18 protein-coding genes and 1 pseudogene are annotated in these 23186 nt (G+C 67.8%); 13 read left to right on the top strand and 6 right to left on the bottom strand.

Annotated elements, in window-relative coordinates; genetic code table 11:
* Positions 1-351: 351 nt before the first annotated feature.
* From RFN52_RS16870 to RFN52_RS16895, 6 genes are all read left to right on the top strand, one after another.
* Positions 352-1281 (top strand): hypothetical protein, encoded by a 930-nt coding sequence (locus RFN52_RS16870; protein ID WP_184847388.1) that lies wholly within the window; start codon positions 352-354, stop codon positions 1279-1281.
* 94 nt (positions 1282-1375) lie between these two features.
* Entirely contained in the window at positions 1376-2326 is a 951-nt protein-coding gene (locus RFN52_RS16875; RefSeq protein ID WP_184847390.1) for an NUDIX hydrolase, read from the top strand.
* A gap of 646 nt (positions 2327-2972) precedes the next feature.
* On the top strand, positions 2973-4487 hold the full coding sequence (locus tag RFN52_RS16880) for a restriction endonuclease (protein WP_311240974.1): 1515 nt from the start codon (positions 2973-2975) through the stop codon (positions 4485-4487).
* 152 nt (positions 4488-4639) lie between these two features.
* Positions 4640-5077, top strand: a complete 438-nt coding sequence (locus RFN52_RS16885) for a hypothetical protein (RefSeq protein WP_184847392.1) — start codon at positions 4640-4642, stop codon at positions 5075-5077.
* Positions 5078-5623: 546 nt separating this feature from the next.
* Positions 5624-6313, top strand: a complete 690-nt coding sequence (locus RFN52_RS16890) for a hypothetical protein (protein WP_184847394.1) — start codon at positions 5624-5626, stop codon at positions 6311-6313.
* Positions 6314-6897: 584 nt separating this feature from the next.
* Positions 6898-7374, top strand: a complete 477-nt coding sequence (locus RFN52_RS16895) for an SRPBCC family protein (protein WP_184847396.1) — start codon at positions 6898-6900, stop codon at positions 7372-7374.
* Between the two features lie 341 nt (positions 7375-7715).
* On the opposite strand, the pseudogene RFN52_RS16900 reads toward RFN52_RS16895, so the two are convergent.
* Positions 7716-8510: pseudogene (locus RFN52_RS16900) on the bottom strand (IS701 family transposase); the annotation flags it as partial.
* Between the two features lie 165 nt (positions 8511-8675).
* On the opposite strand from RFN52_RS16900, the gene RFN52_RS16905 reads away from it, so the two are divergent.
* Together RFN52_RS16905 and RFN52_RS16910 are read left to right on the top strand one after the other, a co-directional pair.
* Complete coding sequence (locus RFN52_RS16905; protein ID WP_184847398.1) at positions 8676-9080, top strand: type II toxin-antitoxin system PemK/MazF family toxin; 405 nt, start codon at positions 8676-8678, stop codon at positions 9078-9080.
* Between the two features lie 432 nt (positions 9081-9512).
* Positions 9513-9839 (top strand): GYD domain-containing protein, encoded by a 327-nt coding sequence (locus RFN52_RS16910; RefSeq protein ID WP_184847400.1) that lies wholly within the window; start codon positions 9513-9515, stop codon positions 9837-9839.
* Positions 9840-10024: 185 nt separating this feature from the next.
* On the opposite strand, the gene RFN52_RS16915 is transcribed toward RFN52_RS16910, so the two are convergent.
* Together RFN52_RS16915 and RFN52_RS16920 are read right to left on the bottom strand one after the other, a co-directional pair.
* Positions 10025-11740 (bottom strand): ABC transporter ATP-binding protein, encoded by a 1716-nt coding sequence (locus RFN52_RS16915; RefSeq protein WP_184847402.1) that lies wholly within the window; start codon positions 11738-11740, stop codon positions 10025-10027.
* Complete coding sequence (locus tag RFN52_RS16920) at positions 11737-13578, bottom strand: ABC transporter ATP-binding protein (RefSeq protein WP_184847404.1); 1842 nt, start codon at positions 13576-13578, stop codon at positions 11737-11739. Before RFN52_RS16920 ends, RFN52_RS16915 begins: the two co-directional genes overlap by 4 nt.
* Positions 13579-13654: 76 nt before the next feature.
* Between RFN52_RS16920 and RFN52_RS16925 the strand changes: the two genes are divergently transcribed.
* On the top strand, positions 13655-14605 hold the full coding sequence (locus RFN52_RS16925) for a helix-turn-helix domain-containing protein (RefSeq protein ID WP_184847406.1): 951 nt from the start codon (positions 13655-13657) through the stop codon (positions 14603-14605).
* A gap of 110 nt (positions 14606-14715) precedes the next feature.
* Here the strand turns inward: RFN52_RS16925 and RFN52_RS16930 are convergent, their stop codons facing one another.
* The 3 genes from RFN52_RS16930 to RFN52_RS16940 all read right to left on the bottom strand — a co-directional run bounded on the left by RFN52_RS16930 (position 14716) and on the right by RFN52_RS16940 (position 19102).
* On the bottom strand, positions 14716-16173 hold the full coding sequence (locus RFN52_RS16930; RefSeq protein WP_184847408.1) for an amino acid permease: 1458 nt from the start codon (positions 16171-16173) through the stop codon (positions 14716-14718).
* Positions 16174-16530: 357 nt separating this feature from the next.
* Positions 16531-18159 carry a PucR family transcriptional regulator gene (locus RFN52_RS16935; protein ID WP_311240975.1) on the bottom strand — a complete coding sequence of 543 codons (1629 nt, stop codon included), beginning with the start codon at positions 18157-18159 and terminating at the stop codon, positions 16531-16533.
* Between the two features lie 331 nt (positions 18160-18490).
* Complete coding sequence (locus RFN52_RS16940) at positions 18491-19102, bottom strand: LysE family translocator (protein WP_311240976.1); 612 nt, start codon at positions 19100-19102, stop codon at positions 18491-18493.
* A gap of 261 nt (positions 19103-19363) precedes the next feature.
* Between RFN52_RS16940 and RFN52_RS16945 the strand changes: the two genes are divergently transcribed.
* The 4 genes from RFN52_RS16945 to RFN52_RS16960 all read left to right on the top strand — a co-directional run bounded on the left by RFN52_RS16945 (position 19364) and on the right by RFN52_RS16960 (position 22888).
* Complete coding sequence (locus RFN52_RS16945; protein WP_311240977.1) at positions 19364-19936, top strand: hypothetical protein; 573 nt, start codon at positions 19364-19366, stop codon at positions 19934-19936.
* Positions 19937-19969: 33 nt separating this feature from the next.
* Entirely contained in the window at positions 19970-21097 is a 1128-nt protein-coding gene (locus RFN52_RS16950) for a sensor histidine kinase (RefSeq protein WP_229856743.1), read from the top strand.
* On the top strand, positions 21094-21735 hold the full coding sequence (locus tag RFN52_RS16955; RefSeq protein ID WP_184847414.1) for a response regulator: 642 nt from the start codon (positions 21094-21096) through the stop codon (positions 21733-21735). Before RFN52_RS16950 ends, RFN52_RS16955 begins: the two co-directional genes overlap by 4 nt.
* Positions 21736-22126: 391 nt before the next feature.
* A complete protein-coding gene (locus RFN52_RS16960; protein WP_184847416.1) occupies positions 22127-22888 on the top strand; it encodes a hypothetical protein in 762 nt (253 codons plus the stop codon).
* Positions 22889-23186 lie beyond the last annotated feature (298 nt).

The raw sequence follows: 23186 nt of genomic DNA on the forward strand, positions 1-23186 counted from the left end.
CGCCCGAGTTGGCTGCCATCCTGGTCGTCGAGCAGCAGTGATAGCGAGCCTCCACGCGACCCCTCTCCAGCGATCTCGACTTGGACCACCTCCCGATCACCCCCAGCGGACTACTCATCCCTGGTGGCTCCCTTCCGAGGCTCGACGACGCCAAGGTGCACCGGCAGACGAGCACGGACGCCTACGGATTATCAGCACAGGTGAGCGGCACATCAGCCCAAGCCATCAGCATCTCGGCGGTGTCAGCGGCGTTCACGGCCTCTTGATGGACCACCCGCGGCTACTGTTGAATTCGCTGGATCCACGAGGTGCGAGGGTCGGCTTGGCGGTCGAACGATCGGGGGATGGCCCATGGATGACACCGGGAGAAGTGACAGCCCGGCGGGCGTGAACACGAAGCTGTACCTCTCCTCGCTCGGTCTGGCCGCTGCCCTGCTGATCGTCATCAGGCTGTTCGCGTTGCCGCACCTCGGCGGGGCGACCAAGGTGAGTCTCAGCGACACGATCATCTCGATCGTCGACTCGCTCACCGGAGCCGCGGTGGCCGCCTTGTGCGTCTCCCTGCTCGTGGTGTTCTTCTACGGCCTGAAGCGGCAGGAACCGATGGAGGTTCAGGTCACCGCCCCCGGATCAATCGCCGCGGAGCTGGCCAAGGCAGCAGACGCCACCAACTCCTGGGACTACCGAGGTCATACGGCTCGGTATTTCAGATCGACGGTCCTACCGACCCTTCTCCAGCGCGCAGAGAGACAGGGGCACTATCTCTCGGTGAACGTGCAGGTGCTCGATCCGGACAACGTCGAACTCATGGACTTCTTCACCGAGTACCGGAGGAACGCGAACCCTGACCGCCGGGACTACTGGACCCGGCGGCGCGCGCAGGCGGAGATCGCCGCAACCATCATCAGGCTCCAGCTCCTGAGTTACCAGTTCTCCCGGCTCAACTGCCGGGTCTACCTGGCGTCCACCGTTTCACCGTTCACGATCGACCTGTCCGATACCTGCGTGATCGTGACCCGCGAGAAGGCCGGCACTGCCGCGTTGAAGTATCCGGTCGGCTCATCCTTCTACGACTCGACCAAAGAGGACATGCGGCTGAGCAACCGCCAGAGCACGGAGCTGCCTCTCCCCCGGTCCGCCACCGAGCTGGATCCTGGTTCCGTCGCGGACGTTAGAGAAGTCCTCTCCCTGCTAGACATACTCCAAGGGGCGGACGACGAACTCTTGAACCTGACGCTGGACGCGTACCGAAGGCCGGTGAACCCCTATGCCAGCGCGTGAGGCGATCAGCTCGTGGATGACCCATCAAGGGTGGCCGGACCTACGGACGTTCCTAGACGACGCACCCTCCTACCTGCACCCGTACGGATTCCTCGTGTTCCGCCTGCCTTTGGACACGTTCCCGGAGTGGGGCATCCGCGTGCATCTGTGGCCGCCCGCCGGAAAACGGAGAACGGACTCCGACCCCTTCATCGTGCACAGCCACGGCTGGGATCTGCTGACACGTTCCGTCGTGGGCTGTGTCCGGCACGCGATGTACGACGTGGATGACGGCGCGACGGCTGTCTGGTACGACTCGTTCACCGTCGAAAGCTCGCCCGGAACCGGAGTCAGCGTTCTCTCGCCGGAAGGAAGGTCCACGAGTGTCCGCATGGTGTCGGAATGGGACGCCACACCGCAGGAGAGCCCGCTCCACATTCCTGCCGGGAGGTTCCACACCACGACAGGCCCGCATGAAGCCGTATGGGATTCCTGGTCCGTGACCCTGGTCGCCACCGAGCACGTGGCCAGCAACGACTCAAGAGTGCTCGGCCCCTCCAAAGGCAATGCCGTGGTCAACGAACGAGCCGCGATCACGGATCCCGGTGTTCCGCTCTCTGTGGTCGACCACGCGTACGAGCAACGGGTCAATGGATCCAACCAGTGGACGTCTTTTGTCTTCCTGATCGACTCGGGAAGGATCCTGCTCGCGCGGACTCGCCGCTATCCCAGGTACTGGCATCCCGTCGGGGGCCAGATGGAGTCCTGGGACGACACGCCCTTGGACACCGCTCGCCGCGAGGTGCGTGAAGAGCTGGGCATTGACTTGGACGCGGGGGAGATGATCTCGATCGGGTGCCTCCCCAGGGACGAAGGGCCCGGGAAGATCCACGCATGGGTCTGCGTCGGAGCCTTTCCCGCGCGTCCCGAAGTCCAGGAGGAGGAGATCCACGAGGTCCGGTGGACGACGCTGGAGGAAGCCCTTCGCGCGGACTCCCTGGCCGCGTCGCACGGCTTCCTCACCACCATCTCGGACCGGCGGCGCGAGTTCGGCCTGGAGACCTGACCCCGGCCCCGAAAACGGGCGTCGCCCCCACCTGAACGCCCCACGGACCCGGCGACAGCCACCACTGCCGCACCGTCAGCGATCCGGGGTGTTCCTGCCGATCCCCTCGCACCTGGGGTGAGGATGACAGAGCCCTCGGTGCGGAGACTCAGGGCGTCTGACGGCTCCGGGACCGCGGGATGCCGTGGGGCCGACGGTCCAAGCTCCTGGTCAGGAGTCGAGTTGGTTGCGGTTGCGGGGCTGAGCCCGTACGCGGATGCGGTGATCTGGTCTGCCTCCCGCGGTGGCTGGAGCTTCTTCACACGAGCTCTGCGAGCTGAAAGCACCTACGACTAGTCGGCGGCGCGCGGCAGGCGCAGACCAAACAGCCACGCCAGTGCCAGACGCGTGCCAGATCGTGTGGGGAACCACGGGGAACACGGGGTAAAGGCTCGGCGAATGGTCAGACGCCAGCAGCGCTCCCGTGCAGGTCAGCTGAGCAACCGCCCGTAGATCACCTCAGCTTCCCAAGCTCATGACCTTGCACTGGTCAGGCCGCGCTTGGCAGCGCCACGATTCTCGCTCTGCAGACCTGGGTATCGCTGAAGGGTGCCCTGGCGAGGCACAGCTCGGCTTTCGAGGGTGGCGGGAGACAGGTGGGGGACTCGTGGCGCGCCGTAAGTCAGTGATGCAGGTGCTCGCTGAGGCATACAAGGCGAAGCAGCAGGCCAAGGCTGCTGAGGTGAAGCGCGCTCAGCAGAAGGAGCAGGCGGCCGCGAAGGCCGCTGAGGAGCGTCGGCGCCGTCAGAAACGGGAAGCCGCCAAAGCCGAAGCCGAGCGCGCCCGCCTGGTGGCCGCAGGACAGATGCATCTGGAGCGGGAGCAGGCTGCACAGGCGCGTGAGGTCGCCCGTATCGAGCGTGAGTTGGCCAAGCGCCAGGCCGAACGGCAGCGCGCTGCGGAGCAGCGGGAGCGGGAGCAGGCTCGTGTGGAGAAGGAGCGCCAGAAGCAGGCGCGAGAAACGCGCTTGCTGGAGCTGAAGGCTGATGCCGAGAAGGGCACCCGCCAGGCCCAAGAACGCATGGCGGAGCTACAGGCGGTGCTGACGGACCGGCCCAGGAAGCTGAAGAGCTGGCACCCTTATGTCGAGCAGGCACTTGCCAAGCAGGGCCCGCAGGGCGTCGCAGACGCTGTGGAAGAAGTGCTGCGTGGCTCTTGCGTGCCCAAAGGGTGCCGTGTCGATGCGGGAGCGGCGTACATACCTGAGGCTCAGCAACTCCTTATTGAGGTGGAGCTACCTCAGCTTGAGGTAGTGCCGGCCGTGGTGGCGTACCGGGTTGTGACCCAGCGGACTGAGATCGTCACTCAGCCGCGGAAGGAGGCCGAGACGAAGATGGTCTATCGCACTCTGGTTGCCCGCCTTGCCCTGCGGACATTGGACGAGGCCTTCTCCACTACCCCGCCTGATCTCGTCACAACGGTGGTGTTCAACGGGCATGTGAGTGCGAAGGATCGCGCAACCGGGCGGCCGGTGCGACCTTGCCTGGTGAGCGTGGTCGCCCAGCGCGAGCAGTTCGACGAACTCGTATTGGACGAGCCCGAGCTCGATGCGCAGGAGAGCTTGAAGTACCTCGGCGCTGTCATCTCCCGCCATCCGCACGATCTGGAAGCGGTGCCCCCAGTCGTTGAGATCGATCTGTCGCGATACCGCATTACGGCGGATGTCGGCGCCGTGGCAGGACTCGACAGCCGACCCGACCTCCTGCAGATGGACCCCTATGCGTTTGAGCGGCTTGTACGCGAACTGTTCGAAGCAATGGGCTTCGAGACGTGGCGTACTCAGGGCTCGCGAGATGACGGTGTGGACGCCGTCGCGATCCAACGGGACCCGGTCGGGACCACTGTCTTCGCCATCCAGGCGAAGAGGTCGAAAAACGCAGTGCCCGTTGAGACAGTGCGGGCATTGGCGGGGGTGATGCACGACAAGGCCGCTAGTCGCGGAGTCCTGGTCACGACCTCTTGGTTTGGCAAGGCAAGCGCTGATTTCGCTCACCGAAACGGCAGGATGCAGCTCATCAACGGGCGCAATCTCAAGGCGCTGCTAAAGGAACACCTGAATATGGACGTCTTGATCGGCCTTCCCAAGACACCTCCGGGTTGGCTGCCCTCTGACATCCAATGAGCCACCGATCGGGAACAGCGGAGGCCAGCCGCAGCACTTCACCACAACCGCACCAGATCGAGCGGGGAACAGCGGGGAATCACGGTGAAAGCGGACAGCTCGATCGAGCCACGATGCAACCGTTCGCCTAGGTCAGCGCCCAGACCGGCTCCATGGGATCGCAGCTTCCCAAGCTGATGGCCTACCGCCAGCTTCTCAGCGGCCGGCTTCCCTTCGCCGCATCCCGGACCGATCATGGGGTCATGGTGTCAAGCATCGTCGTTCAGTACACCGATCTCCTGCGGACCAGCGACTACGACCTGTGGATCCGGTTGCGGGAGCTTCTAAGGGTCCAGGGACTTGATCCGGACCGAACGATCGTCGTCGACCTCTTGCAGGAGGGCCCCGATCACGAGGACGGCCAGGTGATTTCCGAGGAAGGCAGGGTCTACAGGTTCACTCTCTACTATGACCAAGCAGCAGAGAATGGCGCGCGCAGCGCCCGCCTCGACCGCTGGACCGACATAACCGATACTTGGCGGCGCGGATCGCTGGCTACCCGAACAGCCGACGCTATCGCTTGGATGTCATCGCCCGAAAGCCTCACCTGAGCTACTTCGAACCGAACAGCCGCCGTGCCACAGCCGTGCCAGATGCAGGGGTCAGCAGCGGTCAACAAGGGGGACTGTCGGGTGCGTCCGTGCCCGCCACATCGGTCCACGAAGCAGCAGGTCACCGACCCATTGCCCCAGCCTCTCCCCTAATGCGGTGCTCACGTACGAGCGCCCTCCCGGGCCGTCCTCGGGCCGTGGAAGGGCGCTCAACGATGACCAACGTCGACAACTACCGACAGCTCAAAAGCAGGTTAGAGCGGTGATCGTTTAGGCAGCCGCAGGTCACGGCTGCCGATGATCAGAGGGAAGTTAGCACGCATACCCCAAAAGGTGAGGCCTGTTCGAAAACGTCCTGGGGTGATCCGCACTGACATGGTCTCATGATGCTAGGGCGACGGAGATATGATCTCGACTCCGACTTGGCTCGGTGCGCGGCTGTTGCATTCGGAATTTTGACCATGGGTAGGCTGGTGGTGCGAGTTCTTCAGGTCTAGGAATTACTCTCGGTATGCAATAGGGGTCCATTTAAACCCAGGGGGGTCAATGAGCAATTTTCGATGGTGGAAAGAGTTCGCGGTATTCACGCTCGGCGTAATCGGCGTAGGCGTGTCAGTCAACGCCTTAAGTGAGATCATCCCTCAGGGATGGCAGGTGGTGCTTATTGCTTGCGCTGTTCTACTTATCGCTGGAGGGATGCACCTCCACGTAAAAAGGAAGGAAGAGCGAGAACGCGAAGAACGCGACCGGCAGGAACGAGAGCGAGAGGAACGAGAACAGCGAGAACGCGAAGAACGAGTTCGCGTGCGCGAGGTATTGGCCGTGAAGCTAAAGAGACAGCCAGGGGTATTCAACTTCCTTCTCGCTCCATGGATCGCGGAGAACACGCCTGAATACCGGGCGGTGGATGCAGCGATGAATAAAGCACTTGAGGAGTTCAGGTCTGCTTGCGAGCAGCATGGCGTAAACCCAGGGCAGAGCAATTGGTTTCACGACAAGGCTGCGCAGAGTCTATTTGAGGCCACAGGCGATGATCGATGGGTAACAGTTGGAAGGAATGTCGAAAACCTGTACTCCAAAGCTGCCGCCATCTATGCCGAGCATGAACGGGGCCTTGGTGAAACCTACAACAAGCCAGCAATGGCCCCTACTGCCGAAACAGCGAGAGCGTTTGTGGAAGTCGCCCAGAGTGTCGTACAACAGATTCAGAGTTTACGTCGATCCGGTTCAGCATGACTGAACAAGTTGAGCATCTTGTGCTCACGGCAAGGGAGCGATGGGGCCTCCATCACTGCCCCTTTGGGACCCGGGCCGAAACCACCCCGACGCTAACGAGCCCGGCCAGGCTGGCCGTCTCCTTCTCGTTCACGGCCGTTCAGACAAGACCTGGAACCGCGGCCACACTGACATCAACGACCCCGGACGGGCGGCAATACAACAGCCACCTGTGGCACCCACGCACGGAGCAGGTCCCACCTGCGCCCTTGTGTAGGTTCCTAAAGCGAGTCGGCAACCGCCTCGCGACCGCTTGCCCACCCTGGCGGGAAGCCGCGCGGAGCCGGCGCTCGATGGCCGCACCACAAGCGCACCAGATCGAGCGGGGAACAGCGGGGAATCACGGTGAAACCATCTGAGCCGAACGAGCCACCAGCCCGGCCATTTGCCCAGGTCAGCGACCAGATCGGCCTCAAATGCTCGCAGCTTCCCAAGCTGAGGGCCGCGGCACCGTCGTCACGGGTCGACCGTCGCGGCGTGCCGGCTGAGCGGGCCGCACGTGTGTCGAGCTCCCGAGCATGAGTGGCCGGACTAGCGTTGAGGTTATGGCTGTCGACGTCCTCACCGAGACCGTGATCACCCGCCCCTGTGCGGAGGTCGCCGCCTATGCCGGGGATCCGACCAATGCGCCGCACTGGTACGCCAACATCGTCTCGGTTCGCTGGCGGACCTCGCCGCCGCTCACCGTGGGCTCGAAGCTCGACTTCGTCGCCCGGTTCCTGGGGCGCACCCTGACCTACACGTACGAAATCGTCGAGTACTCCCCCGAACGACTCGTGATGCGCACCGAGCAGGGGCCGTTTCCCATGGAGACGACGTACACCTGGCAGCCAGTGGACGCCGACCATACCCGGATGACGCTGCGCAACCGCGGCGAGCCATCGGGCTTCGCCAGAGTGAGCGCTCCGATGATGGCCGCTGCTGTGCGGCGAGCGAACGTCAAGGACCTGGCAGCATTGAAAGCGCTGCTGGAAAGCGGCGACGCCACCGACGCCGGCCGACGCTCAACGGGCGACTTCTGACATCCACGGCTGACATCAACGAGGCCGGACGGCGGCGTACATCAGCATCTCTGCCCGACCGTCGCGTCAGAGGACAGCAGCCAGCGAAGCGGATGCTGATCGAACTCCTAAAGCGGGTGTCGCAGGTTCGAATCCGGCCGGGGGCACAGCCAGAAGAAGGGCCAGATCAGGAAGGGTTTCCTCCTAGGCTGGCCCTTCGCTTTGTTCGGCTCCGTGCCACACGCGTGCCACTAAGTCCACAGGGAGTCCACATCCCCTAGCCGGGGATCTCGAAAGTTGCTGCGACGCAACTGCCCACCATGCGGCCCGACGAAGACGTGACCCTCACGGCCAGGAGCGGCGAAGTGCTTCAGGTGGTGCGTGACCGCGTCGATGACGGCCCAGTCCTAGAAGGGATGGCCCTTGCACCGGCCCCGGTGGAGAGCTTCTGCCAGGCCCGTTTGGGCACCTTCTTGGACAGCGTGTCCGCACGGAACTTCCCCGCGCCGGTAGTGACTTCGTGCGAGCAGGCCACCGCGAGGATGTAGCCGGTGCCGCGCTTCTCCAGCGCGTCTCGCAGCTTGGGGTTGCCGCTGTAGACCTCGTCGCCCGCGCCCCATGCGGCCTGATGGTCGGCGTCCAGAAACCGGGCGACCATGCGGGCGGCCAGCTCCGGTTTGGTGGCGAAGGGGGTCTCCCCGCCAAGCCCAGCGGCGCGGCAGCGGTCGGGGTCGGAGATGCAGGAGCGCGGGACGTACAGTTCCCGGTCCACTGCCGCGTGCCCGCGCCGGCCGGCGTAGACCAGGTAGACGGTGACCTGAGCGTTCTCGATCCTGCCCGCGGTGCCGGTGTACTGGCGCTGGACGCCGACCGTGCCGGCGCCCTTCAATCACGTCCCCGGTCTCGTCGATCACCAGCACCGCCTGGTCGTCGTGCAGGTGCTCCACCACGTACTCGCGCAGGTCGTCGCGTACCTGGTCGGCTTCCCACTTGGCCCGGCCGAGCAGGTGCTGCATGCCGTCCGGGGTGGCCTCCCCGGCCCACTCGGCGATGGTCCAGCAGTTCTTGCGCGGCAGGTCCGACAGCAGGCCGAGCACCAACAGCTGCGCTCGACGCCGGGGTTCGACCCGCGCAGTCCGCCCCGCTATCCGGCTCATCAGGCGCTCGAACGCCTCCTGCCAGCGGGCAGGGTCTACGCTGTGACCGGCGGCCACCGCATGATCTTCAGTCTTCACACACCGATGATCAACGGTGGCCGCACCGTCTCCACAGCGCGTCAGGGTCGCGCAGCACCCGCCTGCCGTCCCGTGTCAGGAGGACATGTGCAACGTGGCGAAGTCTGGTGGGTCGAGTTCGACGAGCGGCGGCTGGTCGTACTGCTGTCGGGAGACGAGGCGTCCGGGATCCGGGTGATGCAGGTCGTCGCTCCGGCGGGCGTCGACATCAGCGGTCTGGGCGTCGAAGTGGTAGTAGGCGCCATGGAAGGACTGCCCTTTGAAGGCGTGCTGCGGTTCGCGTTGCCGCGTCCAGGCTTTACCCCTTGCACGTGGCTGACCACCGTGTCCCGAGACGACCTGATCGAGCGGGCGGGCGCCCTGTCCTCAGCGAAGCTCAGCGAGATCGAGGATGCCCTCCGACTCGGTGAACAGGAGAAGGAGCGGACCCCGGCGACGACCGCGAAGCTCAGCGAGATGAGGGACGCCCTCCGTCTCGGCGGACTCGCGTAGGCCGAGAAGGAACGGACGCCCCCGATGGCGTGGCCGATCTCGTCCAGACGATCGACGCCGGCCACCTGTCTCCTCGGCGCCCCTCACCATCGAGATCATGATCTACGGCTGGAGTACTGATCGTCCATCACCGCACGCAAGGGTGCTCAGCCGCACTGGTGGGGGTACGACCTCGTGAACCACCAGAGCCGATCGGCCCGTGCCAGACCGTGAGGGGAATCAAGGGAAGCACAAGCACCGGTGAGCCAACCGACGGCCCGGAGGTTGCCCGGGCCACGAGGGCTTCGATGCTGTAGCCCTGAGGGGGCTGGGTCGCTCACCGGCAGTGGCCATGCCGGTCATCATCCCGGCCGTTCGGGGGATACAAGGGCGGCGTCAGAGACGTATCCCACCCTGCGGGGGCATCCCTTGCTGGGACGAAAGGGAGACATGATGCCGCTCTATCTATCGAGGTTCAGCTACACGCCGGAGACCTGGGCGAGACTCATCGGCAACCCCGAGGACCGTGCAAAGGCCGCTCAGTCGTACATCGAGTCCGTCGGCGGCAAGCTCCACGGCTTTTGGTACGCGTTCGGCACCCGCGACGGTTACAACCTGTGGGAGGCCCCTGACAACGTCTCCATGGCTGCGGTCGCCCTGGCGATCAGCGGAGGCGGCGCACTCAGCTCGTTCGAGACGACCGTTCTCCTGACCGTCGACGAGACCATGGATGCCCTGCGCAAAGCCGGGCAAGTCCAGTACCGGGCTCCCGGCGCCTAGCGATCCAGACGGCTGGCGGCTGCTGGGTTCAGGCATCGAGACGACAGCGAGGTACAGCGTCCGTCCGCGCTCTGACATCTACAGCTGACATCGACGGCACCGGACGGGGACGCACACCAGCAACCCTGTCCGGCCGTCTCATCAGTCGCCGACCCCGACTGGGCGTGTCGTCGAGGACACCGGTCTCAGCCCCGCGCCGCTCCGGCCAGGGACAGTTCCCAGTACGCGGCGTATCGGCCGGCGCGTCGCAGCAGCTCCTCGTGGCTGCCCTGTTCGACCACCCTTCCGGCGTCCAGGAAGGCGACGCGGTCGGCTCGGCGCACGGTCCCCATGCGGTGTGCCACCTGCAGTACGGTCCGGCCCGCCGTCAGCTCCTCGATGCCGGCGTGCACGGCCGCCTCGTTCACCGGGTCCAGGGCCGAAGTGATCTCGTCGAGCAGCACGATCGGGGCGTCCTTCAGCAGCGCGCGGGCGATGGAGACGCGCTGTCGCTCGCCGCCCGACAGCAGCGCCCCGCCCTCGCCCACGTGCGCCGACCAGCCGCCGGGCGTCCGCTCGATCACCTCGTCGAGACGGGCCGCGGCGGCCGCGGCCCGCACCTCGGCGTCGGTGGCGTCCGGGCGGCCGAGGCGCACGTTCTCCTCGATCGTGCCGTCGAAGAGGTAGACGTCCTGGAAGACGATGGCGATCCGCGCCATCAGCGCCGCAGAGTCCATCTCCCGTACGTCCACGCCGCCGATCCGCACCGCGCCCGCGTCGACGTCGTGGAAGCGGGCGAGCAGCTGAAGCAGGGTCGTCTTGCCCGCGCCCGACGGCCCGACGACGGCGAGCCGCCGGCCCTCGGGTACGGACAGCGTCACCCCGTCGGCGACCGCGCGGTCGCCGTGCCGAAAGGTGACCGCGTCGAACTCGACGTCGTGACGGGCTGGTTCGCGCGGCGCGCGAGGCTCCGGCAGCGGCTTGGTGTTCAGGACGTCGTCGAGGCGGGTCAGTTCGGCGCGGGCGGCGCGGATGCCACCGCTCATCTCGGCGAGGGACAGCAACGGGTCGGCGCAGCGGGCGGCGAGCACCAGGATTGCAAGTACATCGGCCGTGCTGATGTCCCCGCCGAGGGCGAGGTACGCACCGAGTGCGAGCAGCGCCGTGAACACCGCCTGCACGGTGACCGCCAGACCCAGCACACCCGGCAGCGCCGAAAGGGTGGAGCGGCGGGCTGCGCGGCGCAGTTCCTTCAGGGAGCCGTCCAGCAGACCGAATCGCTCACCGGTGCGACCGCCGGCGCGCAGCACCGGCTGGGCCTGGAGGTACTCGATGACGCGGCCGGTGGCCGCGTGCTCGCGTTCCACGCGCTCCGCGTCGGTCGCCGTCGTCGCGCGAGCCGTACGCTGCTGGACCGCGGCCACCAACGGCACGGCCGCCAGGCCGGCAAGCCCCAGCTGCCAGTTGACGGCGAGCATCACGGCGACGATCGTCAGCGGCGTCACACAGGCGGAGATGAACGGCGCCAGCAGGTGCGCGATCACGCTCATCGCCTGCAACACGCCCTGGCTCGCGAGGACGGACAGCTCGCCGGTGCGGCCGGGTTGGTACCAGCCGATGGGCAACCGGGCGAGGTGTTCGCCGAGGCGCTCGTACATGCCGTGCAGCAGCGTCGTGCCCACGCGGAAACCGGAGCGGTCGCTGACGTACCGCAGCACCGCGTACACCGCGACCGCCGCGCCGAAGGCGGCCAGCCAGGGCCAGGCGTCCTCAGGTGTGCTGCCGAAGAGCGCCCGCAGCACGGGCACCAGCAGGGCGTACGACAGTCCCTCGGCGAAGGCGGTCGCCGTCATCAGGGCGATGGTGCGGCGCACCGGCCCGGCGTACTCGTGGCCGAGCACACGCAGCAGTGTGCTGATCATCGGGCCTCTTCCCCTTCCACGGCACTGGCACCGGCACCGGCACCGGCACCGGCACCGGCGTGGATCTTCCAGAATTCGGCGAACGCGCCGTTCCGCGCGAGGAGTTCCGTGGTCGTGCCCCGCTCCACGATCTCGCCGTCGCGCAGCATCACGACGGTGTCGGCGTCGGCGATCGTCTCCAGACGGTGGGCGATGACCAGCGTCGTCCGCTTCTCCCGGGTCTGCGCCAGCGCCTCGCGCACCGCCTGCTCGGTCTGCGGGTCGGCGAAGGCGGTTGCCTCGTCGAGGACCAGGACGGGGGTGTCCGCGAGCAGGGCGCGGGCGATCGAGACGCGCTGCGCCTCGCCGCCGGAGAGACGGGCGTCCTCGCCGATCACCGAGTCGTAGCCGCGGGGCAGTTCGAGGATGCGGTCGTGGATGCTCGCCCGGCGGGCGGCGCGGACCACGGCGTCGCGATGGGCGTGCGGGACGGCGAGGGCGATGTTGTCCGCGACCGAGGCGCGCAGCAGCCGGACGTCCTGGAAGACGAAGGACACCCGCCGGTAGAGCTCCTGGCTGCCCACGTCACGCAGGTCGACGCCGCCGAGGAGCACGGAGCCGTGCGTCGGGTCGTAGAACCGTGGCAGCAGCTGCACCAGCGTGGACTTGCCGCTGCCGGACGGCCCGACCACGGCGGTGATCGTCCCTGGCTCCAGCACCAGGTCGATCCCGCGCAGCACCTCGCGCCCGGCCGCTCCGTCCTCGTACCCGAAGGACCCGAAGGACCCGAAGTACCCGAAGTACCCGAAGCGGACGTCCCGCAGCTCCACCCGGTGTCCCTCGGGCGCCACCGGCCGTACGGGCTCGGGCAGCGACGGCTCGGCGAGTACGTCCCGGATGCGGCCGACGGCGCGCCGCGCGGTCTGCAGGTCGTCGAAGCCGTGCCCGAGCGCGGCCACGGGCGCGGTCAGACCGAGGCCGAGGAGCAGGAACGGCAGCAGGTCCGCCGGGGCGAGCCCGCCCCCGGTGATCCGGTACGCCCCGCCGACCAGCACCGCCAGCAGCACGAACGGCGGCGACAGCGCCACCTGCATCCCGGCGGCGACCCCGGAGAGACCGCGCACCATCCGGTAGAAGCTGCGGGTGAAGTCGCCCACCGCGGTACGGAACGCGCCGTGCGCCCGCTCCGACCCGCCGAACGCCTTCACCACCGCGATGCCCTGCACGAACTCGACCACCGACGCCGAGATCCGCCCCAGCGCGGCGTCGAATTCGTTCTGCTCGCGCAGCCGCGCGGGGGTCATCATCAGCGGCACGAGCGCGACCGCCAGCAGCACGGGGATCAGCGTGATCAGCGTCAGCCGCCAGTCCACGGTGAGGAGGTAGCCGAGCGAGACCAGCGGCACCACGAAGGCGGAGACCAGCTGGCCCGGCGTGTGGGCGATGAGCGGGTGCACGGCGCTGACGTCCTCGCCCACCAGCTTCGCCAGCTCCCCGCTGCGCCGCCGCGCGAGCCGGCCGATCGGCACCCGCCCGAGCCGCGCGGCGAGTTGCCGGCGCAGCGACAGCTGCACCCGGGTGTCGAGGAGGTGTCCGACGCCGGACGAGGCGGCCGTGAACAGCAGCCGTACGAGGAGCCCTGCCGCGCCCGCGATCACGACGTCGCGCACGTGCCCGTCGTCGGCCGGTGCCGGCGCCAGCAGCGTACGGCCGAGCTCGACGACCGCGAGCAGCGGCGCCAGGCCGGCGACGGCGCCGATGACCTGGAGGACGATGACGACGGCGAAGCCGCCCGCGTACGGGCGCAACAGCCGGGCCACGCCCGGTGGTGGCGGCGCCGTGGTTCCGGTGGAAGTCATGCGCTCACCTTCGCCGCGGCTGCGGCCCGGTGGCTTGAAGAAATGTTCCGTCCGGGCGGGCCCGTAGCATGGACGCATGTCAACTGCCGTGCGCCGGCGCGTCGCTGTCCCCGTGTGGGAGGTCACGCGCCCGGCCCGGCCGGGCCGCGTACCCGGCGTCGTCCTGGCGGGGCTGCGCGACCGCGGCCCTGCTCCGGTCGACCACCGGCTCGACCCGCACCCCGTGCTGACGCTGGCGCTGGCCTGCGGCGAAGCGGCGCTCGGCATCGACGAGTCGACGGGGCGGCAGCACCGCGGCAGCCTCGTCACCGGGCTCGGGTTCGGCGTCGGCGGCGCGGCGCGGGTGCGGGCCGCGAACGTCGAGTGGATGCAGGTGCGCCTGTCCCCCGCCATCGCGCGCGCCGTGCTGGGCGTGGACCCTGCTGAGCTGGAGAGCTCAGTGGTGGCCCTGGGCGACCTGTGGGGAGAGCGGCGGGCATCCCGGCTGTGCGAGCGGCTGGCCCAGGCCGCCTCGTGGGAGGAACGCTTCGCGCTCGTCGAAGCGTTCCTCGCCCGGCTGTCCGCCGCGGGGCCCGCCATCGAGCCGGAGCTGGCCTGGGCCTGGGACCGTATCGTCGCCGGGCACGGCCAGGTGCGGGTCGAAGGGCTGGCCGACGAGCTGGGCTGGAGCCGCAAGCGCCTGTGGTCCCGCTTCCACGCGCAGCTCGGCCTGCCGCCCAAGCGCGCCGTGAAGCTCGTCCGCTTCGACTGGGCGGCCACTCGCCTGGCCGGGGGCCAGGAGGCGGCCAGGGTCGCGGCCGACTGCGGCTACGCCGACCAGTCGCATCTGCACCGGGACGTCGTGGCGTTCACCGGTGTGACCCCCGCGACCGTGGCCGGCCAGTCGCTCATATCGACGGCCGACCTGGCGTGGGTGGACCACGTGCCGCGCCTCTCGGCGCCCTGGGGCAATGCCGCGGCCTCCCGTTTCGACGGGCACGACCGTCCCTCCTCAGTCGGGCTTCCGGTCGACCGGAAGCCCGACTGAGGAGGGGCAAGCCCGGCAAGGCGCGCGGGGCTGCACCTGTACGCGGCTCCGAGACAGCAGGCACCCCACGTCATCTCGGCCAAAGCCGCGCGCGGCGTACGCCGTTGCTGCTAAGGCGCGACCGCGTCCTTGGTGCTTTCCGGGCGCCTGCGCTCCCGGACCAGCGCGATCGCGATCACCAGCGCGGCCACGAGCAAGGAGAGCAGGACCTGGCTTCGTCCGCCCCCCTCCTTGTCGTCGGTGAGCATGTAGACGAGGACGAACGAGATCATCGCGATCGTCACCCACGTCAGATACGGGAACAGCCACATCCGGACGACGAGCTTCTCCGGGTTCTCGCGCAGGATGATCCCCCGCATCCGCAGCTGCGAGAAGCAGATGACCAGCCACACGAAGAGCGCGACCGCGCCCGAGGAGTTCAGCAGGAACTGGAACACCGTGTCCGGCCACAGGTAGTTGAAGGCGACCGCCACGAAGCCGAAGGCCACGGAGGCCAGGATCGCGGGCTGCGGGACACCTCGCGCGTTCGTCCGTACGAAGGACCGCGGGGCATCGCCACGCTGCCCGAGGGAGAAGGCCATACGGGAGGCGGTGTAGAGGCCGGAGTTGAGACAGGACAGCACGGCGGTCAGCACGATGAAGTTCATGATCTCGCCGGCGTGCGGGATGCCGATCGAGTCCAGGGCCGCGACGTACGACCCCTTCTTCTCGATCGCGGGGTCGTTCCACGGCAGCAGGGCGACCACGACGAGGATCGAGCCGATGTAGAAGACGCCGACCCGCCAGATCACGCTCCGGGTGGCCTTCGCGACCGCCCGCCGCGCGTCCGGGGACTCGGCGGCGGCGAGGGTGACGATCTCGCTGCCCATGAAGGAGAAGACGACCAGCAGGATGCCGGTGAGGATCGCTCCGGAGCCGTTCGGCAGGAAGCCGCCGTGTTCGGTGAGGTTGCCGAAGCCCGTGGCGGCATGGTCGGTGCCGGGCAGCACACCGAAGATCGCCAGGACGCCCAGGAGGATGAAGCCCGCGATGGCGACGACCTTGATCCCGGCGAACCAGAACTCGAACTCGCCGAAGGAACCGACCGAGATCAGGTTGGTGGCGGTGAGGACCACCATCACGATCAGCGCCCAGGCCCACTGCGGTACGGCCGGCACCCATCCTTCCAGGATCACGGCACCCGCCGTCGCCTCCACGGCGAGCACGACGACCCAGAAGAACCAGTACAGCCAGCCGATCGAGAACCCGGCCCAGCGGCCCAGCGCCCGGTCCGCGTAAGCGGAGAAGGAGCCGGAGGTCGGGTAGGCCGCGGCCATCTCGCCGAGCATCCGCATCACGAACACGACCAGGGCCGCGACCAGGGCGTACGACAGCAGGATGCCGGGCCCTGCGGCGGCGATACCGGAGGCGGAGCCCACGAAGAGGCCGGCTCCGATCACACCACCGATGGCGATCATGGACAGATGGCGGTTCTTGAGGCCGGCCTTCAGACCTGCCTGCTCCGGGGACTGACCGTCGGCACGTGGGGCGATGTCAGGGGCCGGAGCATCTGGGGGACGTGTGGTCATGTCGACATCCATCCGTTGAGTGGTGGGGAAGCCGTGTGGGGAGGGGCTGCCGTGGTTGCTGGGGCACTCGCCTCAGCGGCGGGGACGAGCAGGCCGGTATGGCAGGGGGAGGGCCATGGCCTTGAAGGTTCCGCAAGCGTTCAGGGTGCGGGGCGCGGTATCCGGATGCCGTGCAGGTGATGGGGTCGTCACCGCACGTCCGCGCTGCGCTCCGCCTCCTCATGAGAGGCGGTCCGTTTCACTTACGGGAGGAGATTTGCGCCAGCGTATGAGGAGTCATGGGACGGCGGGCTTGTCCAGTACGACGAATTCGTCGCCGATGGCTGTACGCCCCGCCAATGCGGAGGGGAAGCGGGATCAGGTGCCGGGCGGCAGCCGCAACTGGAGCATGGCAAGCAGACGCTGGTCAGGACGGCTCAGGTCGAGACCGGTCAGCTCCTCGGCCCGGCGAAGGCGGTAGCGCAGCGTGTTGGGGTGAACATGCAGCTGGGCGGCGGCCGCCCGTACGTCACCGAAGGAATTCAGGTAGGTCAGAAGGGTCTCCGCCAGGCTGCCCTGGTGCCGGCTGTCGTGGTCGACGAGGGCGGTCAGCCGTGGATCCCGTATCTCGGGATGGCCGGACAGCAGCGTCAGCACCTCACTGACCAGTACTTCCGACTGGATGTCCGGCAGCGCGGCGACCGCGGTGGGTACGTCGGCTCCCAGCATGGCGTCGAGGATGCGGTCGGCCTCCCGGCGCGACTCCGTGACGTCGCCGAGCGTGGACACCACGCAACCGACCGAGCCGCGCAGCGGCAGGCCCAGGTGCCGGCGTACGGCGTCGGTGATCTCCTGACCCCAGCCGCGCAGCGTGTCTATGTCGATGCTGCGCGGCAACTGGGGCAGGAGCACGTAGATGCGGGGATCGACCTGCGTGACCAGCGCGCTGCGATGCCGGGCGGCTATGTGCACGGAGACCAGGTTGGTGACCTCGGCATGGGTCAGCTCCGCCGCGGCGACGACCTCCGCGGTTCCGTACGAGAAGCCCAGAACGGCGGCCGGGCGGGTCGCGTCGAACCCCAGGTGGGTGGCCAGCGGCTGTGGCCCGGTGTTCCCCTCCAGAAGTCCGGCCAGCAGGGTCCGGGTGAACGTCAGGTCCTCCGAGAGCTCCCGGCGGCGGCGCACCAGATGGAGCGCGGCGACCCGGGCGGCACCCAGCAGTGCCTGGCCCGATCGTTCGGACAGCGCGGTCGAGCCCTCCTGCACCCAGATGGTCCCCAGCTGCCGGTCCCCGGACCGGATGGCCACCGCGAGCCGACGGCGGATCCCCAGCTCGGGGTGACTGTCGATGCTGATCACCTCGTCGCTGGAGTGCAGGTGCTGGAACACACCCCACGCGCGCAGCTTCGCCAGATACGCCTCCGGTCCCTGCCAGCCGAGGATGGACCGCCGTCGCAGGTCGTCGATCTCGTCGGAGTCGGTGGAGCGGGAGTACGCCAGGACCCGGTTGGCGGCGTCCTCGATGCTGACGATGCCGCTGGTGAGGATGGCGGTGGTCTGGGCGAGCGAGAACAGGTCGCTCTCCTCGGCTTCGCCGCGGTGGCCCGGCTGCGCGTCGTCGAGGGCGGCGCGGGCCAACGCGTGCACCTGTTCCCAGCGTGCTTCGCTGCGCAACGAGAGCAGGGCGACCCCGGCCTCGGTGGCGGTCTCGCTGAGAGCCGCGGTCTGGCCGGGACCATCGAGTTTGACCACGACGCCGGCGGCTCCGTCGCGCCCGGCGGCCCGCAGCGCGGGATAAGCCGCTCGGCCACGGGCACCGATGACGAGAGCCAGTTCGCCCGGCTGAGTGGTCGGCGGCTCCTCGGGATCGAGCAGGGCCACGCCGCGGATCTCGACGTCCAGTCCGGCGGGAGCGGCCTGCACCTCCACCAGCGAATCGCCCAGAGCCATCAGCAACTCGCGCAGGCTGATGCTCGCGGGAAGCGGAGTTACCTCGGCCGGATCCATGATCGTCGCCTTTGCTGGGAGCCACGCCGGAGCCCTGATGCTATCGGTCCGGCGACGAGCACCGTCCTGGAGCATGTGTGGACCGCAGCGTGCATGACGGCACGATGCCGTTCGAGCTGGAGGCGGTATTGCCGCAGGATGCGGGCTTCGTGTGTGAGCCATGCGTGAGCGGACTGCCCGGCACGGGGCGTCATACGCGGAGTCGAGTACACGGACTGAGGAAGGTCGTCCTCGCTCGGCCGCACCACATCCGCGCGGGGCAGCCGGGGTGAGTGGTGGGCTGGGCAGGGGTGAGTGCTCTGGCACCCGCAGGTGCCACTGAACGCCTGGCTCAGGTGCTGACAGGAGTGCGGGACAGGGCGGTGCGTAGCGCGAAGGCGCCGAGCAGGCCACCTGCCGTGAATCGCTGGGCGGTCATGGCGCGGGGCCGGGCGGCCAGAAACCCCGAGACCCGCGCTGCGCCCAGCATGATCAGAGCGTTCACGGAGAGTCCCACGATGATCTGCACACCACCGAGCTGGAGCAGTTGCCCCCAGGCCGGGCCTGCCTGCGGGTCCATGAACTGAGGCAGTAGGGCGGCGTGCATAAGGGCGATCTTGGGGTTGAGCAGGTTGGTCAGCAACCCCATCGAGAACAGGCGGGCGTCGGAGACCGGAGGCAGATCCTGGGCCGGGGCGAACGGCGAGCTGCCGCCGGGCTTGACCATGCTCCAGGCGAGGTAGGCCAGGTAGGCGGCCCCGGCAAGCTTGACCACGATGAACGCCACCGGCACGGCGGCGAACAACGCGGACAGGCCCGCAGCCGCGGCCAGCAGGTAGCACACGAAACCGATACAGCAGCGAAGTGCGGCAACCCCGATACCCGGCCGCGTCCAGCAGCGCCCGATGATGAGCACTACTAAAGAGACACCGATCGGATCGATGGGAGGATGCCGTCGCGCCACCCGTGATCCAGTGTGCTGGCCATGATGCAAACAGACACGGCCGCCCAAGCGGGCGGTAGTTGGAAGACGCCTCCTCCGATACGTCCACAAGCATGGTTCCCCGGCCGCATCATCGGGGGAGCGGCTCTCGTCCTCGGCCCCGTGGTGTGGTCGGCCGGGTTGTTTCTCCGGTACCTGACCCGCGACTCGGGGACCCTCACGCCTGGCCGATTCGGGGAGTTCGGCGAGGATTTCGCCGCTTCGTCACAGTTGGCTGCCTATGTGCACAGCCCCGGGCTGGTCACGGCCGGCTACGCGTGCTTCGCCGCAGGTGCCCTGCTGTTATGGCCCGCCTTCGCCACACTCGCAAGGATCGTCGCGGCGCGGTGCCCGGGTCTCGCCGTGTGGGGCGGCACTCTCGTCATCCTCGGGCTGTTCGCGCGCCTGTACTTCGCCGGCGTAGACCAGGCAGCTTTCCAGCTGGCCGAGACCCGCGGCCTCGACGAGGCGGTCGAGATCGTGGCAACCACGTACACGGACATCTCTTACGGGCCAGGGAGGATCCCCGTGAGCGCGTCCGCCTGCCAGTACGTGGGGATGGTGCTGCTGGCTATCGGAGCATTCCGGTCCGGGACGTTCGGTTCGGGGCGCTGCCTGTTGTTCCTCTGGTCGGGGACGCTCTGGGGAGGCGTACTCAAAGCGAGCCAGCTCTTCGACGGCGTCGTCTCGAACGGAGTCCTGTGCCTGGTGTTCGTGCCGCTCGGCATCCAAGTGCTACGGGATGCAGTCCCCGAGCTGCGTGCCGGGAGCGGCTCCGTCCAGTCCTGCAGGCCTATACGGTGGCTGAGTTGGTGACGTGCCCCGGATGCGGCTGTCTACGGTGACCGGGTGAGTGCACAGCCACTGCGTGACCGACTGGTCTCGTTCGCGCTTCCCGCCACAGCCTTCTGCGGCGCCTTCGTACCGGCGGCCCTGCCCGGTGCGACGCCGTACTCCTCGCTCGGGCTGACCCCGGTGCCCGCATCCTTCCAGGCCGCGGTGGTCGGATTGCTGGCGGCCGTGGGCGTGTGGATGGCTCCGAAACGATGTTGGCCGCTGTTCGCGCTCGCAGCCGTGGACTCGGTGGTGCGGTCACCTGGTCTCGTGCTTTCGGTGGCGACCTACGTAGCGGCGACCACCTTGAGGCGCCCCCTCCACCTGACGATCTTCTCGACGGTCGCGAGCCTACTGGCGGCGATGCCCCGATCCGGCGTCGACATCGTCTCCTCGCTCGGCGGAGCGCCCCTGTTCGTCTGGCTTCCGCTGGTGACAGGGATGTGGATCAGCGCGCGCGGGAAGGTGGTGGCCGGGCTGCGCGAACGTGCCGATCGGCTGGAGCGGGAGCAGGCCGTGCTCGCGATGCGGGCGCGCGTTGAGGAGCGCGCCCGCATCGCGAGGGACATGCACGATGTGGTGGCACACCAGGTGTCGCTCATGGTCCTGCGCGCAGGGGCCCTGGAGATCAATGCGCCGGACGAGAAGACCGCAGCGGAGGCGGAGCTCATCCGTACTACGGGCAAGGAGGCGCTTATCCAGCTCAGAGCCGTTCTCGGGATCCTTCGTCACGGAGGCGGAGAGCCGGAGTCGTTCCTGCCGCAGCCGACCCTGGCCGATATCGACGCACTGCTCGATCAGTCGAGATCAATCGGCGTTCCCATAGAAAGGCGTGACGAGGGAACTGCGGGCGAGCTGCATGCCGTGGTGGAGCACACCGCCTACCGGGTCGTCCAGGAGGCCCTCACCAATATCCACAAGCACGCGGGCATGGTCCCCACGCAGGTGGTGTTACGACGCCTCCCCTCTGCGCTGGAGGTAACGGTCGACAACGTCGCACCACACGACCGCACGTCGGGGATGTCCGGTAGCGGCCTCGGGCTGATCTCTCTGCGCGAACGTGTCGAGTTGCTGGGCGGCGAGTTCACCGCCAGGCCGAAGGAAGACGGCGGATTCACCGTGTCTGCGAGGCTTCCGGCATGATCCGGGTACTCATTGTCGACGACGAGGCGTTGGTACGGGCTGGGCTGCGCATGATCCTGGAGGTCCCTGACGACATTGATGTGGTCGCCGAAGCGGCGAACGGCGCGGAGGCCGTCACCGCCGTAGCCCGCTACCGCCCCCACGTCGTGCTGATGGACGTGCAGATGCCGGGTATGGACGGCGTGTCCGCGCTCAGGGAGATCCACCGGTCGCCGAGTCCACCGAAGGTGCTCATGCTCACCACCTTCGACCGCGATGAGTACGTCTACAGCGCCCTGCGTTCCAGGGCTGTCGGGTTCCTGTTGAAGGACACCGCGCCGCGCGATCTGATCGCCGCTGTCCGTACGGCGGCTGACGGCAGCGCCGTACTGTCACCCACGGTCACCAAGCGGGTGATCGAGGCTTTCGCCGACCGGCAGCCTCCAGATGCCCGGGCCGCGCAGGAACGGCTGGCTGCCCTTACCGCTCGCGAACAGGATGTCGTCCGAGCGGTGGCCCGCGGGCTGGCCAATGCTGATATCGCCCGAGAGCTCGGCATGAGCGAGACCACAGTGAAGGCCCATGTCAGCCGCTCGCTCGCCAAACTCGGGTTGAACAACCGCGTGCAGATCGCACTCCTCGTCCGTGACGCGGGTTAGACCGGCCCGGCCACCGGGGGCTATCGGCTGCGGCCCGTGAAGTGCCGGTACTCCTCGTGCAGCCGGTCCTGGTCCGCGCAGGGGAGGTCCAGCTTCGCGCCCTCGTCGTCCCTGGCACAGCACGTCCGGCAGGTGGTGCAGTGATCGGCGAAGCGTACCAACGCGGCTTTGTCGGGGATTGCTTGGAGCAAATCGGCGTCAGGTTGGCACGCGGTATCGCTCACTCTTCCATCCCCATGGGTACGGTCACGTAATTCCCCGGGCTGCCATCCCGACGTTCCGGCGGGATGTCCGGGGCCCACGTGCCTGAAGGCGGCCCGGACCGCCGCCCTGGGCGGGGGCCACGTGAATTCACAGGACAGTTGCGAGCCAGCTCCGCGATCATTGGCCGATGACCCCGAGACCGGACCTTCTCACTCTGAGCATCGCGTGCCCTCCACCCGACGAGGGCGTCCTGGAGGTCCGCCCGATCGTCAATGGCCGGGATTTTCTGGCCGAGGTGGTCCCCGGTGGTGTGGGAGGCTCCCGTTACCTGGGAGTAGGCCCCAGGGATCTGCTGGACCACAACGGGCCGTTGCATGCCACGGCGATGCCCCACGAGGTGCGTCTCGCTTGGTCCGGGTGCGGCGTGGAGGAGTGCTGTGGCGCGCTGTACATGACCGTCACGCGTGACGGGGATCATGTTGTCTGGGCGGGCTGGCGTGACCTGGCCAATCAGGACTTCGACCTGCCGGAGCTTCGGTTCACCACAGGTCAGTACGAGGCCGAGGTCCTGCGAGCCGGAGAGGACCGCAGTTGGGAGTGGCCGGCAGGAGCGGTTGCCCGGCTCCTTGAGGCGGGGCTGAGGAGACGCGAGGACTGGCTCGTCAGGTGGGACTGCGCGTTGGAAGGCGTCTGGGCCTCCCGCAAGGAACCCGATCGCATCCACGTCGTCCTGATGCATCCCCGTAACCGGGCCGACGCAGATCTGCCCTGGCTTCAGTTCGGGATGACGCTCCCGATCTCCGCGGACGCCCCATCGGTCCAAGCCGAGCTCCTTGAAGCGCGGCTGACCGCAGGCGATCCCCGTGCCACCGCCGAGGTCTGGGGAGGTTCGCATGATGCCGAGCAACTGGGCTACCCATGGCCACCGGTCGACCCGCTGCTCATGTGAACGGCAGAGAGAGACGGGGTTGGGCCTCCCCCCTTGCCGTTGACACCCACACCTCTGCGGCGCGGCCTGCCTCCTGTCTTCGCGGGAGGGTGTCTCGGACCCCTGCCGATCGATCGCGCTTTTTGGGGACGGAGCACCGACAGCCGTCGTGACGATCCCTGGCATCCGAACGAACTCCGCAAGCGGGTGTCACAGATCCGATCGCAGGTTCGAATTCTGTCGCGCGGAAACAGAGAAAGACCTGGCCAAAAGGGCTTTCGTTCATCGGGCGGAGGCCCTGGTAGTCGCAGCGCATGTG

It is taken from the genome of Streptomyces collinus, assembly GCF_031348265.1.
Classification (GTDB): domain Bacteria; phylum Actinomycetota; class Actinomycetes; order Streptomycetales; family Streptomycetaceae; genus Streptomyces; species Streptomyces collinus.